Origin of the sequence: Pedococcus sp. NPDC057267, assembly GCF_042668795.1 — a bacterium.
Classification (GTDB): Bacteria; Actinomycetota; Actinomycetes; order Actinomycetales; family Dermatophilaceae; genus Pedococcus.
In genome coordinates, this window is sequence record NZ_JBHUYG010000001.1 from 40177 (window position 1) to 53048 (window position 12872).

General features: G+C 73.9%; 18 protein-coding genes. 3 read left to right on the top strand and 15 right to left on the bottom strand.

All coding sequences use genetic code 11. The features are described 5' to 3' along the window. Positions 1-45: 45 nt before the first annotated feature. Genes lgt through hisI form a run of 11 tightly spaced genes read right to left on the bottom strand, consistent with a single transcriptional unit; the run spans position 46 to position 8438 of the window. Complete coding sequence (gene lgt / locus ACFUC1_RS00160; RefSeq protein ID WP_379115853.1) at positions 46-981, bottom strand: prolipoprotein diacylglyceryl transferase; 936 nt, start codon at positions 979-981, stop codon at positions 46-48. Then, on the bottom strand, positions 978-1742 hold the full coding sequence (locus ACFUC1_RS00165) for a DsbA family protein (RefSeq protein WP_379115854.1): 765 nt from the start codon (positions 1740-1742) through the stop codon (positions 978-980). The genes lgt and ACFUC1_RS00165 overlap by 4 nt, the downstream gene beginning before the upstream one ends. Beyond that, entirely contained in the window at positions 1739-2260 is a 522-nt protein-coding gene (locus tag ACFUC1_RS00170; RefSeq protein ID WP_379115855.1) for a MauE/DoxX family redox-associated membrane protein, read from the bottom strand. The genes ACFUC1_RS00165 and ACFUC1_RS00170 overlap by 4 nt, the downstream gene beginning before the upstream one ends. 1 nt (position 2261) lies before the next feature. Then, positions 2262-3077 (bottom strand): tryptophan synthase subunit alpha, encoded by an 816-nt coding sequence (gene trpA / locus ACFUC1_RS00175; RefSeq protein WP_379115856.1) that lies wholly within the window; start codon positions 3075-3077, stop codon positions 2262-2264. Further along, positions 3074-4345 carry a tryptophan synthase subunit beta gene (trpB, locus tag ACFUC1_RS00180; RefSeq protein WP_379115857.1) on the bottom strand — a complete coding sequence of 424 codons (1272 nt, stop codon included), beginning with the start codon at positions 4343-4345 and terminating at the stop codon, positions 3074-3076. The genes trpA and trpB overlap by 4 nt, the downstream gene beginning before the upstream one ends. Positions 4346-4367: 22 nt before the next feature. Next, the gene (gene trpC / locus ACFUC1_RS00185) at positions 4368-5159 is read right to left on the bottom strand and encodes an indole-3-glycerol phosphate synthase TrpC (RefSeq protein ID WP_379115858.1); all 792 of its coding nucleotides are present in this window, start codon (positions 5157-5159) and stop codon (positions 4368-4370) included. 37 nt (positions 5160-5196) lie between these two features. Then, complete coding sequence (locus ACFUC1_RS00190) at positions 5197-5616, bottom strand: DUF2752 domain-containing protein (RefSeq protein WP_379115859.1); 420 nt, start codon at positions 5614-5616, stop codon at positions 5197-5199. 4 nt (positions 5617-5620) lie between these two features. Next, positions 5621-5875, bottom strand: a complete 255-nt coding sequence (locus ACFUC1_RS00195; RefSeq protein WP_379115860.1) for an HGxxPAAW family protein — start codon at positions 5873-5875, stop codon at positions 5621-5623. 52 nt (positions 5876-5927) lie between these two features. Beyond that, entirely contained in the window at positions 5928-6527 is a 600-nt protein-coding gene (locus ACFUC1_RS00200; protein ID WP_379115861.1) for a Trp biosynthesis-associated membrane protein, read from the bottom strand. Beyond that, positions 6524-8083 (bottom strand): anthranilate synthase component I, encoded by a 1560-nt coding sequence (locus ACFUC1_RS00205; RefSeq protein ID WP_379115862.1) that lies wholly within the window; start codon positions 8081-8083, stop codon positions 6524-6526. The genes ACFUC1_RS00200 and ACFUC1_RS00205 overlap by 4 nt, the downstream gene beginning before the upstream one ends. Further along, entirely contained in the window at positions 8070-8438 is a 369-nt protein-coding gene (gene hisI, locus ACFUC1_RS00210; RefSeq protein ID WP_316009027.1) for a phosphoribosyl-AMP cyclohydrolase, read from the bottom strand. The genes ACFUC1_RS00205 and hisI overlap by 14 nt, the downstream gene beginning before the upstream one ends. A 145-nt stretch (positions 8439-8583) precedes the next feature. Here hisI and ACFUC1_RS00215 point away from each other — a divergent pair, with 145 nt between their 5' ends. Both ACFUC1_RS00215 and ACFUC1_RS00220 read left to right on the top strand, forming a co-directional pair. Beyond that, a complete protein-coding gene (locus ACFUC1_RS00215) occupies positions 8584-9054 on the top strand; it encodes an SRPBCC family protein (RefSeq protein WP_379115863.1) in 471 nt (156 codons plus the stop codon). Then, positions 9047-9841, top strand: coding sequence for a class I SAM-dependent methyltransferase (locus ACFUC1_RS00220; RefSeq protein WP_379115864.1), 795 nt, complete (start codon positions 9047-9049; stop codon positions 9839-9841). Before ACFUC1_RS00215 ends, ACFUC1_RS00220 begins: the two co-directional genes overlap by 8 nt. Before the next feature lie 34 nt (positions 9842-9875). Here the strand turns inward: ACFUC1_RS00220 and ACFUC1_RS00225 are convergent, their stop codons facing one another. Then, entirely contained in the window at positions 9876-10640 is a 765-nt protein-coding gene (locus ACFUC1_RS00225) for a VOC family protein (RefSeq protein ID WP_379115865.1), read from the bottom strand. Between the two features lie 117 nt (positions 10641-10757). On the opposite strand from ACFUC1_RS00225, the gene ACFUC1_RS00230 reads away from it, so the two are divergent. Further along, positions 10758-11237 carry an NAD-dependent epimerase/dehydratase family protein gene (locus ACFUC1_RS00230; RefSeq protein ID WP_379115866.1) on the top strand — a complete coding sequence of 160 codons (480 nt, stop codon included), beginning with the start codon at positions 10758-10760 and terminating at the stop codon, positions 11235-11237. A 94-nt stretch (positions 11238-11331) separates the two neighbouring features. Here ACFUC1_RS00230 and ACFUC1_RS00235 read toward each other — a convergent pair whose 3' ends face one another. The 3 genes from ACFUC1_RS00235 to ACFUC1_RS00245 are packed head-to-tail and all read right to left on the bottom strand — an operon-like array spanning position 11332 to position 12871. Next, entirely contained in the window at positions 11332-11877 is a 546-nt protein-coding gene (locus tag ACFUC1_RS00235; RefSeq protein WP_379115867.1) for a GNAT family N-acetyltransferase, read from the bottom strand. Next, positions 11874-12260 (bottom strand): VOC family protein, encoded by a 387-nt coding sequence (locus ACFUC1_RS00240; protein WP_379115868.1) that lies wholly within the window; start codon positions 12258-12260, stop codon positions 11874-11876. Before ACFUC1_RS00240 ends, ACFUC1_RS00235 begins: the two co-directional genes overlap by 4 nt. Next, entirely contained in the window at positions 12257-12871 is a 615-nt protein-coding gene (locus tag ACFUC1_RS00245; protein ID WP_379115869.1) for a putative immunity protein, read from the bottom strand. Before ACFUC1_RS00245 ends, ACFUC1_RS00240 begins: the two co-directional genes overlap by 4 nt. Between the last annotated feature and the right edge of the window lies 1 nt (position 12872).

Here is a 12872-nt window from a genome sequence, read left to right on the forward strand (position 1 = left end):
AAGCAGGATAGCCCGCGTGCTCGTTGTTCCGCTATGTGAGCCGTCTCATTCCGAATGGTGAGACGTCACGCTGGGTTCCTGAGTTTCCGTCGAGCCGTCCCCGCCCCCACCCCCGCCGGGCAAGGCCACCGGGCGGGTCCGGTTGGCCCGGACGATGGCCACGCCGAGGAGGAAGACGAGGACGCTGGTCCAGACGTTGACCCGCTGGCCGAGGATCCGGTGTGCCTCGTCCGAGCGCATCAGCTCGAACACGATGCGGCCGAGCGGGTAGCCCGCCACGTAGAGCCCGAAGAGCTGGCCGCGGCGCAGGCGCAACCGGCGGTCGACGACCACCAGCGCCAGCGCGAGGACCAGGCAGAACAGCGACTCGTAGAGGAACGTCGGGTGGAAGTAGCCGAGGACCGTGCTCGAGCTGCCGGGGCAGGTCGTGGCGTGCCCGGCCGCCTGGTCCCAGCAGTGGATCTCCAGCTTCCACGGGACGTCGGTGCGCCTGCCGTAGAGCTCGTTGTTGAACCAGTTGCCCCACCGGCCGAGGGCCTGGGCGACGGCCACGCCGGGGACGGCCGCGTCGGCGAAGTCCATGAGCGGCACGCCGTGGCGCCGCGCGCCGATCCAGGCCCCGAGGGTGCCGAGCGCGATGGCTCCCCAGATGCCGAGGCCGCCCTGCCAGATGAAGAACGCGTGGAGGGGCTGGCCGCCCTGGCCGAAGTACGGGTCGGGCGTGGTGATGACGTGGTACAGCCGGCCGCCGACGATGCCGAACGGCACCGCCCAGGCCGAGATGTCGACGGCGAGCTCGGGGGCGTGGCCGCGGTCGCGCAGGCGGCGGCCGGTGACCCACACCGCGACGGCGATGCCGGCCAGGATGCACAGGGCGTACGCGCGGATCGGCACCGGGCCGAGGTGCCACACCCCGGACGTCGGGCTCGGGATGCTCGCCGGTAGCGCGGCCGGCAGCGTGGCCACCAGTGCGGTCGTCACTTGGTCGCGGCCTTCACCTTGTCGGCGAACGCCTGCTGGGTCAGGCCGGTCAGGTCGAGGGTCTTGCCGTCGAGCTTGACCGTCGGGGTGCCGTTGACTCCGTCCTTCTCGGACTGGGTCTGCACCGACTCCACCCACTGGTTGTGGGCCTTGTCGGCGTAGCACTTCTCCCACGACGTCATCGCCGCGCCCGTGATCCCGGCCCGGGTCGCGAAGTCCTTGAGGGCCGCGTCGCTGTACCCCGCGCCCTCCTGCGAGGGCTGCCCCTGGAACGTCGCGGCGTGGTACTGCAGGAACTTGTCCTGGTCGGCCGCGCAGGCGGCGGCGTTGGCGGCGCGGTTCGAGGAGTCGTTCTTCAGGTTGTCGTCGAGGAACGACAGCGGGTGGGCGACGAGCTTGACCTGGTTGGACTGGACCATGTCCTTGATCTGCAGCCCGAAGATCTCCTCGAAGCGGGCGCAGACCGGGCACTGGAAGTCCTCGTAGAGGTCCAGGGTCGGGACGGTCGACGGCGCGCCGGGGTTGACCACGACGCCGGCCCCCATCGCGGCGACGTTCTTCGGCAGGGCCGAGCCCCCGGCGGTGGTGGCGGCCTTCTTGTCCGACTTGCCGAGGGTGACGGCGGTGACGACGCCTGCGACCACGAGGAGCACGACGACCACGGCGACCACGACCTTGGCCGTGCTGGTGCTCCTCGGCGCGGCGGCGGCCGCCTTCTCCTTGCGACTGGCTGCCTTGCGGTCTGCCGTGGCCTTGCTCATGCCGGGTGTCCTTCTCGGTCGAGGGTCTCGTCGGGGTCTACCGCGGTGGCGGGGTGCGGGAACAGCCAGCCGTCGAGCGCGAAGGCCGTCCGCGGGCGGACTGCCAGCCACGCCGCGCAGGCCAGCAGCCCGATGTCGCGCGCGATCTCCTGGGGGTACTGCGTCTGGGAGGCGTCGATGGTTCCCCCCTTGCCGAAACAGCCGCAGTCGATGGACAGGCCACGCGCCCACGCCGAGGAGATCCCGGCGATGAACACGACCATGAGGATCCCGCCGACGACGGCCGATCCGCGCGTCAGCAGCCCCACCACGAGCAGCAGTCCCACGGCGATCTCGACCACCGGCAGGGCGTAGCCGACGTAGCCGGCCATGTCGTACGGCAGCAGCTGATAGGCCCGGACGGACCGGGCGGAGGTCTCGAGGTGACCCACCTTGAGAGCCCCCGCGACGACGAGCACGACACCGAGGACCACGCGGGCCACCAGCCCCACCCAGTCGCGCCACGGGCGTGCGGTCATGTCAGCGCCCGCTCCGCACGCCCTCGGCGAGCTCGCCGACGAGGGACCGGAGCGCCTCGATGCCGGACTGCTCGTCGGGCGCGTCCGTGAGGCACCGCACCAGGGCCGAGCCCACGATGACCCCGTCGGCGTATGCCGCGACCTCCGCCGCCTGGGCGCCGCCCGAGACGCCGAGGCCCACGCACACGGGCTTGTCGGTCACCGCCTTGGTCCGCTCCACCACGACGCGCGCGGCGTCACCCATCGCGGTGCGGGCGCCGGTGACGCCCATGTGCGACACGGCGTAGACGAAGCCCCGGCACTGCGCGGTGACCGCCGCGATCCGTTCCTCGGTGGAGCTGGGAGCGACCAGGAAGACGCGGTCGAGGCCGGTCTCGTCGCTGGCCGCGATCCACTCGCCGGCCTCGTCAGGGATGAGGTCGGGCGTGATCATGCCGGCGCCCCCCGCGGCCGCGAGGTCCTGGGCGAAGCGCCGCGGGCCGTGCTTGAGCACGAGGTTCCAGTACGACATCACGAGCGGGGGCGCCCCGGCGTCGCGCACCGCGCGCGTCGCGGTGAAGACGTCGCGGACGTGGACCCCGTGCTTGAGGGCCTGGTCGGCGGCATACGCGATGGTGGGGCCGTCCATGAGCGGGTCGCTGTAGGGGATGCCCACCTCGACGATGTCCACGCCGGCCTCGACCATCGCCACCATGGCGGCGACGGATCCCTCGACCGAGGGGAAGCCGACGGGCAGGTAGCCGACGAGGGCGGCCCGGTTCTCCTCGCGGCAGCGGGCGAGGACCCCGCCCACGCCGATCTCGGTGGTCGTGCTCACAGCTGGGTCCTCCCGTCGCCCTCGGCGCCCGGCTCGTCGGCGGTGCCGCTCGGGACGGCGTCGCCGTCGATGAGGCCGAAGTACTCCGCGGCCGTGTGCATGTCCTTGTCGCCGCGGCCCGAGAGGTTGACCAGCAGCAGGGCGTCGGGGCCGAGCTCCCGCCCGACCTCGATGGCCCCGGCGAGGGCGTGGGCCGACTCGATCGCCGGGATGATGCCCTCGGTGCGGCAGAGCAGCTCGAAGGCACGCATGGCCTGCTCGTCCGTGGCGTAGCGGTACTCGGCGCGACCGGTGTCCCGCAGCCACGCGTGCTCGGGCCCCACGCTGGGGTAGTCGAGCCCGGCCGAGATCGAGTGCGACTCCAGCGTCTGGCCGTCGTCGTCCTGCATGAGGTAGCTGAAGGTGCCGTGCAGGACACCCGGCGAGCTGGCGGCGAAGCGGGCCGCGTGCCGGCCGCCCGCGATGCCCTCTCCCCCGGCCTCGATGCCGATGAGCCGCACGTCGGTGTCGTCGAGGAAGCGGTGGAAGATGCCCATCGCGTTCGAGCCGCCGCCGACGCAGGCGAGCACGGCGTCGGGCAGCCGGCCCACGCTGTCGAGGACCTGGGCGCGCGCCTCGACACCGATGATGCGGTGGAAGTCGCGCACCATCTCCGGGAACGGGTGGGGCCCGGTGACGGTGCCCAGGATGTAGTGGGTGTGCCCGACGTTGGTCACCCAGTCGCGCATGGCCTCGTTGATGGCGTCCTTGAGGGTGGCGCTTCCGGTGTCGACGGCGTGCACCTCGGCTCCGAGCATCCGCATGCGCGCGACGTTGAGCGCCTGCCGCTCGGTGTCGACCTTACCCATGTAGATCACGCACTCGAGGCCCATGAGGGCGGCGGCCGTGGCCGTGGCGACACCGTGCTGCCCGGCGCCGGTCTCGGCGATGACGCGGGTCTTGCCCATCCGGACGGTGAGCAGGGCCTGGGCCAGCACGTTGTTGATCTTGTGCGAACCGGTGTGGTTGAGGTCCTCGCGCTTGAGGATGACCCGGGCACCGCCGGCGTGCTCGGCGAACCGCGGCACCTCGGTGATGATGCTGGGGCGCCCGGTGTACGTGCGGTGCAGCCGCTCGAGCTCACCGAGGAACCCGGGGTCGACCATCGCCTTGCGACGGGCCTCGTCGAGCTCCTCCAGGGCGGGGACGAGGGCCTCGGGGACGTACCGGCCGCCGAAGTCGCCGAAACGGCCCGGTCGCAGCACGGGGTGGGGTGTCAGGTCGGTCACAGCGGGTCTCCTCCGTCGCGGGTCACGCCGGCGCGCCCGCGGTGATGATGTCGTGCGCGGCCCGGCGGGGGTCGGTGCCGCGCACCAGCGCCTCCCCGACGAGGACCGCGTCGGCTCCCTCGGCGGCGTAGCGGGCCGCGTCCCGGGGGCCGGAGACGCCGGACTCGGCGACCTTGACGACGTCGTCGGGGACGAGCCCGGCGAGGCGGCCGAAGGTGTCGGGGTCGACGTCCAGGGTCTTGAGGTTGCGGGCGTTGACGCCCACGACGGTGGCGCCGGCGTCGAGCGCGCGACGGGTCTCGTCCTCGTCGTGGACCTCCACGAGGGCGGTCATGCCGAGCTCGCGTGCCACCGCGTGCATCCGCACCAGGTCGGCCTGCTCAAGGGCCGCCACGATGAGCAGGACGATGTCCGCGCCGTGCGCGCGGGCCTCGAACAGCTGGTACTCCTCGACCATGAAGTCCTTGCGCAGCACGGGGATCCGCACGGCTGCCCGGACCGCGTCGAGGTCGGCGAGCGACCCGCCGAACCGGCGCTGCTCGGTGAGGACGCTCACCGCGGTCGCGCCACCGGCCTCGTAGTCCGCGGCCAGCGCGGCCGGGTCGGCGATGGTGGCGAGCTCGCCCTTGCTCGGGCTGGACCGCTTGACCTCCGCGATGAGCGACAGGCCGGGACGGCGCAGCGCCGCCTCGGCGTCGAGGGCCGCGGGGGCGTCGGAGGCGAGGCGCTCGACGACCTCCCGGGGGGTCACGGCGACGCGTGCGGCGAGGTCCTCGCGCACGCCGGCGACGATCGCATCGAGGACGGTGGCCATGGACGACAGGCTAACCAGCGGGGCTGGACGGACGGCGTCAGGGTCGCAGAACGGACAGGGCGGGCAGGAGGCGCAGCGCCCCGAAGGCGAGCAGTCCGAGGGCCCAGACGGGACCGGCCACCGGCAGCCGCGCCGCCCAGGCGGGCCGACGACCGCGTGCAGCCGCCGCCAGCCACGAGGCCCAGGCCGCGACGACGAGGAACGCCGTCGCGACGGCATACGCGTTGCTGGACAGGGCCGCGCCGAGGTGCCCCGTGAGCAGGTCGTGGGTGGCCCGCAGGCCGCCGCACGCCGGGCACGGCACCCCGGTCAGCAGGAGGAAGGGGCACAGGCCCCACGACCCGTGCTGGTGCGGGTCGCGCAGCACCAGGGCCGCGGCGAGCGCCGCTCCCCCGGCGCCCACCAGCAGCGGCGCCCGCACACCGGCGGGCGGCACGCTGCCGACGGCGGCGCTCACGGGATCAGTGGATGCCGAGCTCGGGCTTGGTGGACTCGGGCGAGTCGGGGCCGATGACGGTCTTCGCGCCGTAGCCGGCCATGGAGAGCACCTTGCCGGCGACGGCGCCGACGAGGCAGATCACGATGCCCACGACGAACAGCGCGACGTTGGCGATGACGACGGCCACGGACGCCAGGGCGGTCCCGACGAGGATGACGCCCACCCCGGTCCAGGCGGCGATGCTGTGGCCGTGGTCTTCGTGGACTTCTTCTGCCATGGGGCTCGGGCTCCTGGAGGTCGTGGTGCTGCTGGGTACTGGTCCCATTGTGTCAGGTGGTCCGGGTGTCGTCGCGCGCCGTGGGGTCCTCGCCGGCGTCGAGCCGGTCCCAGTCGGTGCCCACGCGCTGGCCGCGGGGTCCGGCCGTGGTGGTCGGCTTCTCGTACCGCGCGCCGAGGCCGCGCCAACCCGGCGCGCCGACCCAGCCGCCGACGGCCGCCACGAGGAGCAGGACGCAGGCCACGAGGTCGACCCACGGCCACGCCGTCGCGGTCGAGTGGGTCTCCAGGGTGCCGGTGCGGCCGGCGCTGCGCGCCGCCACGGACCCCAGGGCCCCCGACGGGTCGAAGGCGACCTGGGCCACCACGAACCCCTCGCCCAGCGCCGCGAGCACCACCACGGCGAGGGTGACGCGCCGCAGGACGGGCCCGCTCGTGGTGCTGGCGACGGCTGCCGCGAGGGCGACGAGCGCCAGGGCCACGACGCCGGAGGCGACCTCCGTGCCCGTGGCGTCGATGCGGCTGGCGCCGAGGACGGCGTCGTCGACCGTGCCGGAGACCCAGGTGCGGCCGCCGCTGGCGAGCAGGACCAGCGACGAGACGAGGGCCAGCAGGACGACGAAGAGCTTGCCCGTGGGCCGCAGCCGCCTCATCGGACGGTCCGCAGGGCCGAGGCGGTGGCGACCGCGCGCAGGGCGGCAGCCGCCTTGTTCACCGTCTCCTCGTACTCCGTGGTGGGCACGGAGTCGGCGACGATGCCCGCCCCCGCCTGGACGTGCGCGGTGCCGTCCTTGACGAGGGCGGTCCGGATGGCGATGGCCATGTCGAGGTCTCCGTGGAAGTCGAGGTAGCCGACGACGCCGCCGTAGACACCGCGCCGGCTGGGTTCGTAGTGCTCGATGAGGCTGAGTGCGCGCGGTTTGGGGGCACCGGAGAGCGTCCCGGCCGGGAACGTCGCACGCAGGACGTCGTATGCCGTGCAGGCCGGCCGGATGTCCCCCACCACCGTGGACTCCAGGTGGGTCACGTGCGAGTAGCGGCGGACGTTCATGAACTCGACCACGTCGACCGTCCCCGGCTCGCAGACGCGCTGGAGGTCGTTGCGGCCGAGGTCGACGAGCATGACGTGCTCTGACCGCTCCTTGGGGTCGGCGAGCAGGTCCTCGGCGAGCGCGAGGTCCTCCTCCGGCGTCTTGCCGCGGGGCCGGGACCCGGCGATCGGGTGCGTGATCGCGCGGCGGCCGGTCACCTTCACGAGGGCCTCGGGCGAGGAGCCCACCACGTCGTACGAGCCGCCGTCGGGGTGCGGCAGCCGGAGCAGGTACATGTACGGGCTCGGGTTCGCCGTGCGCAGCGCGCGGTACACGTCGAGCGCGTCGGCCGGGCAGGGCGTGGAGAACCGCTGGGACAGGACGACCTGGAACACCTCGCCCGCGCGGATGTCCTCCTTGGCGTCCTGGACCATCTGCTCGAAGTCCGCCTGCGTGGTGTTGCTCGTCACGCCCTGCCGGGCGCGGTCGAAGGCGTCCCGGTCGACGGTCGCGACGGTCGAGGAGGCCGCAGCCGCGAGGTCGGCGGTCATCGCGTCGAGCCGGGCAACGGCGTCGGCCCACGCCTGCTCGACCCGCTCGTCGGTGGCGTCGTAGTTGACGGCGTTCGCCACGAGCAACAGCGAGCCGTCGGCGTGGTCGAGGACGGCGAGGTCGGTGGCGAGCATCATCGCCAGCTCCGGCACGTCGAGGACGTCGGGGTTGGTGTCGGGGACCCTCTCCCACCGCCGCACGGCGTCGTAGGTGATCGCCCCGACCATGCCGCCGGTGAGCGGGGGCAGGCCCTCGACCGGCTCGGTGGCCAGCGCCGCCACGGTGTCGCGCAGCGCCTCCAGCGGGTTCCCGTCGGTGGGCACCCCGACCGGGGGCTCCCCCAGCCAGAGGGCCTCGCCGTCCCGCTCGGTCAGGGTGGCGCGGCTGGTCGCCCCCACGATCGAGTACCTCGACCAGACTCCGCCGTGCTCGGCGGACTCGAGCAGGAACGTGCCCGGGCGGTCGCCGGCGAGCTTGCGGTAGACCCCCACCGGGGTCTCGGCGTCGGCCATGAGCCGGCGCACCACGGGGATCACCCGCCGGTCCTGGGCGAGCACCGAGAAGGTGTCCAGGCTCGGCCAGGTGGCTCCGAACGCGAGGTCGGGGCTGACGTCACTCACCGGCATACGGCCGCGCCCCGAGGTCGCCCTCGTCGAAGCACGTGCGCGCGCCGGTGTGGCAGGCGGCGCCGACCTGGTCGACGCGCACGAGCAGCGCGTCGCCGTCGCAGTCGAGCGCCACCGACTGGACGCGCTGGTGGTGGCCGCTGGTGTCGCCCTTGCGCCAGTACTCCTCACGGCTGCGCGACCAGAAGGTCACGCGGCCCTCGGTGAGGGTCCGGCGCAGCGCCTCGTCGTCCATCCAGCCGAGCATCAGCACCTCGCCGGTGTCGTGCTGCTGGACGACCGCGGCGACCAGGCCGTGGGCGTCGCGCTTGAGGCGGTCGGCGATGGCGGGGTCGAGGGCGGCAGGGGAAGTCACCCCGCCATTGTGCCGGGTCACCGGCCGCGGGCTCCGAGCGGCGTCCCGGGCGGGGTCGCACCGGCGTGCTGGGCGCCGGAGTCTCCGGGCCGGCGACGCACCACGGGATCTTGAGCCGGAGCCGGGCCCGCCGGATCATGGGCGCATGGGCGTCATCGAGCTCGAGGTCACGCGCACCGTCCCGGCTCCGGTGGAGGACGTCTTCGCGCGCCTCGCCGACATCGAGGGCCACAACGCGTGGATGCCACGCAGCGGCAGCATCCTGCGGCGGACCCGGCAGACCTCTGCCGGTGCGACGGGGCTGGGGACCACCTACCTCGACCACACCCTGCTGGGGCCCACCCCCGGGGAGGTCGTCGTCTTCGACCCCCCGAGCGCTCTCGGCTACCACTGGTGGACCAGGTCGCGCCGCGGCCGGCTGCACGTCCAGGGCTGGCCGGGGTACGTCCTGGCCCCGGACCCGGACGGTGGGACGCGAGTACGCCACCACGCCCGGACGGAGACGTACGGCGCCTACCGGGTCGCCGGTCCGGTGCTGCGCCGGATCGCCCTGCGCGAGCGCACGGCGACCGTGGACGCGCTGGTCCGGTCGTTCACCGGGGCCACGGGTGGCTGAGGACGACCTCTGGGCCGGCCTCGTCGACCCGTTCGCGGACGGCGCCTACGCATCGGCCAAGGGGCTCGTGCGCACGTACGTCATGCACCAGCACCTGCTCGAGCACCTGCCCCCACCGCCGGCGACGGTCCTCGACGTGGGCGGCGGAGCCGGGCACCAGTCCTTCCCCCTCGCCCGCGCAGGCTGGCACGTGACCCTGCTCGACTCCTCGGACGCGATGCTGGCTCGGGCGAGGGAACGGCTCGGCGTCCTGCCGGCCGGGGCGCGGGACCGGGTGCGTCTGCTGCACGCGGAGGGCGAGCACGCGGTCGAGGCCGTCGCGGGGCAGCAGTTCGACGCGGTGCTGTGCCATGGGGTGCTGGGCTACCTGGACGACCCGGTCGCGATGATCGAGCAGCTCTGCCGGTGCGTGGCGCCGGGCGGCATCGTCTCGATCCTGACGGGGAACGCGCGGACGTCCGCCGTGCGGCCGGCGCTCGAGCGACGCTGGCAGGACGCCCTCGCCGCCTTCGACGACCCCCGCGAGCTGGGGGTCCTGGGGGTGCCGACACGCGGGGACGACGTCGAGCACCTGTCCGGGTTGCTGGAGGCGCACGGGGTGCAGCCCGTGCAGTGGTACGGCGTGTGGCTGTTCACCGACTGGCTCGAGTTCAGCGGGGCCACGGTCGACCTCGAGGACCCCCACGAGGTCGCGGCCATGGCCCAGGTGGAGCTGGAGGCGAGCCGGCGCGACCCGTACCGGCAGCTCAGCCGACCGTTCCACCTCGTGGGGCGCAGGCCCGCCTGACCCTGGCGGTGCGAGGGTGGGCCGGGTCTGCCGGTCACCCCGCGCCCGACGCCGGTGCCCCGCAGAGGACGAGCTCGTAGCCGTCGGGGTCGGCCAGCAGGAGGCGGACGTGGCCCGTCGGCGCCACGTCGAGGCACTCGTCCCCGAGCCGGGTGGCGCCCAGCGACAGCAGCCGGTCGACCTCGGCCCGGAGGCCGACGTCGCCGGCCACGAGCTCGAGGCGCTGGCGGTTGGGCCCCACCTTGGGCTCGACAGGGGGGCCGCCCCACGAGATGTTGGTGCTGCCTCCCGGCGGCCTGATCGAGGTCTCCTCGTCCTGGTCCCACACCAGCGGCCAGCCGAGCGCCGCGCTCCAGAACTGCCCCACCGCGCGCGTGCCGTCGCACGTCACCTCGGCCAGGAAGCCGCACTCGGCGAGGAACCGGTTGCCGGGCGCCAGGACGCAGAAGTCGTTGCCCTCCGGGTCCTCGAGCACGACGTGGCCCTCCTCCGGGAGCTGGCCCACGTCGAGGTGACGCGCACCGAGCCCCAGCGCCCGCTCGACGACCGAGTTCTGGTCGGCGTCGGAGGAGCTCGTGAGATGCAGGTGCAGGCGGTTGCGCACTACCTTGGGCGACCGAGCGGGCTCGAACCGGAGCCGGAAGCCGGTCGGCTCGGTCGGGACCAGCTCGACGCCGCCGTGGTTCGCCGGCTCGCCTGCCGTGCGGTCCCGGTCCCAGCCGAGCAGCGCTCCCCAGAAGCTGGCCAGCGCGGCCGGGTCGTCGGCGTCGAAGATCAGCGCCCGCAGCTCCGCGGCCATCGTGGTCCCCCGTCCCTCGCCCTGCCGGCGGTGCGGCGCCGGCCCGTCCGACGACGCTAGGTGGCCCACGCCTGCAGGGGCAACGAGTTTTGCCGTCCGTGGGTAGCGTGACGTCCCGTGCGCGTGTGGGTGAGCGGTTCGGCAGGCAGGCTCGGCAGCGAGGTGTGCCGGCAGCTCCTCGCCGCGGGCCACGAGGTCGTCGGCGCCGACGTCCGGGGGGAAGCCCCTGCCGTGGACCTGCTCGACCCGGCTGCGGTGGCGGCCTCGCTCGCCGGCTGCGACGCCGTGGTGCACTGCGCCGGCATACCGACTCCCGAGGACATGGACCCCACCGACCTCGTGCGGACCAACGTCCTGACGACGTTCACGGCGCTCGAGCAGGCCTGGACCGCAGGGATCCGCACGGCCGTCCTGGCCTCGAGCGGCGCGATCCACGGCACCGCGTTCTCCCCCGAGCCGCTCACCCAGCCCTACGTCCCGGTCGACGAGGACAGCCCGAGGCGGTCCTCGTCGCCTCGGACGAGACGCGGGTCAGGCGGCCGGTCGAGGAGCTCCTGCGCGAGCACTTCCCGGACACCGAGGTCGGGGTGCCGCTGACCGGGACGGCCGGCGCGTTCGACTGCTCGAGGGCCGAGCGGGTGCTCGGGTGGCGCCCGACCTCCCGCTGGCGGGAGCCGGTCGCGCCCTCGGCTCAGGACCGGACAATGCTGTAGACGTACATGTCGCGGCGCTCGGCGCCCACCTGCTGCCAGGAGCGCAGCAGGCCTTCCCGCGCGAACCCGCACGCCGCGGCCGTCCGCCACGACGCCTCGTTCCGCGGCTCCACGTAGAGCTGCAGGCGCTGCACCTCCTCCAGGCCCATGGCCCAGGCGGTCAGCGCGGACAGCGCCGCCCTGCCGTACCCACGCCGACGGTGCTCGGCCGCGATCCAGTACCCGGTGGACGCTCGACCGTGGGCGAGATCCCTGGTCCACAGGCCGATCTGGCCCACCGCCCGGCCGGTCCTCGCGGACTCCACTGCGAAGGAGTAGCCCTCGCCCTCCCCCAGCCGTTGGTGCTGTCTGTCGATGTACGCCCTCGCGTCCGCCTCGGAGCCCGAGCGCGGCACCGTGGTCACCAGCGGGATGAGCGGATCCGACGCCGCTGCCACGACCAGCTGGACGTCCTCGTCCCGGAACGGGCGCAGCACCACCGAGCCGTCGCCGCGCAGCGTGGGCACCTGGCTGGGGAGGGTCACTTCTGGGCGATGAGCTGGACGAGGTTGCCGCAGGTGTCGTCGAGCACCGCGACCACGGCCGGCCCGATGTCGGTCGGCGGCTGGGTGAACCGCACCCCGAGCCCGGTGAGCCGCTCGTGCTCGGCGGCGACGTCCTCCACGGCGAACTGCGCGGCCGGTATGCCGTCGTCGGCCAGAGCCGCCCGATAGGGCGTGACCGCCGGGTGGCCGGAGGGCTCGAGCAGGAGCTCCGGGCCGTCGGGGTCCTCCGGCGAGACCACCGTGAGCCAGGAGTCCTCGCCGAGCGGGATGTCGTGGTGCACGGTGAAGCCGAGCTTCGAGGTGTAGAAGTCCAGCGCTGCCCGCTGGTCGTCGACGTAGATGCTGGTGAGGCGGATCCTCATGGCGTGCCCTTCGGCTCGTGGGTGGTGTGGTCGTCGTCGAAGACGTTCCAGCAGATCGGGCTGCGGGCGCGCTGGTCCTCCAGGACGAGCGCGCGGACGGCATCGGGGAGACGGTCGCGCTGCCACTGCCGCTCCGTAGCGGCAGCCTCGTCGCCTGCAGCCCTGGCGGCGGCACGAGCGGCGGTGCGGGCGGCGGTGCCTGTGCCGGCCGGCGCCAGGGCCGCCGCCTCGGCCGCAGCCCGGACGGCTCGGATCGCGTAGGCCGCGGCGCCCAGGTCGTGCGCGGCGACGTGGGCCACCGCGACCGCCTGGCCGGCGGAGAGAGCGGCGAAGCGTGCAGGGTCGGGCAGACCTCGCCCCGCGGCGTTCGCCCGGAACGCCGTGTCGTGCGCCACGGTCATCCGCACCTCCCCGCGGATCCACGCCCGGCCGACCTCGATGGCCTCGCGCGGACGCGGGTCGTCCGGGCTCTCCCGCTCGAACAGGGGCAGGACGTGCTCCGCGCACTGCAGGGCCCACTCGGCCAGCAGGTGGTGGTGCTCGTCGGTGAGCGTGCCGCCCCGGCGGATGGTCACGAGCCGGGGGTCTCGCTCCTTCGGCAGGATCGGCACG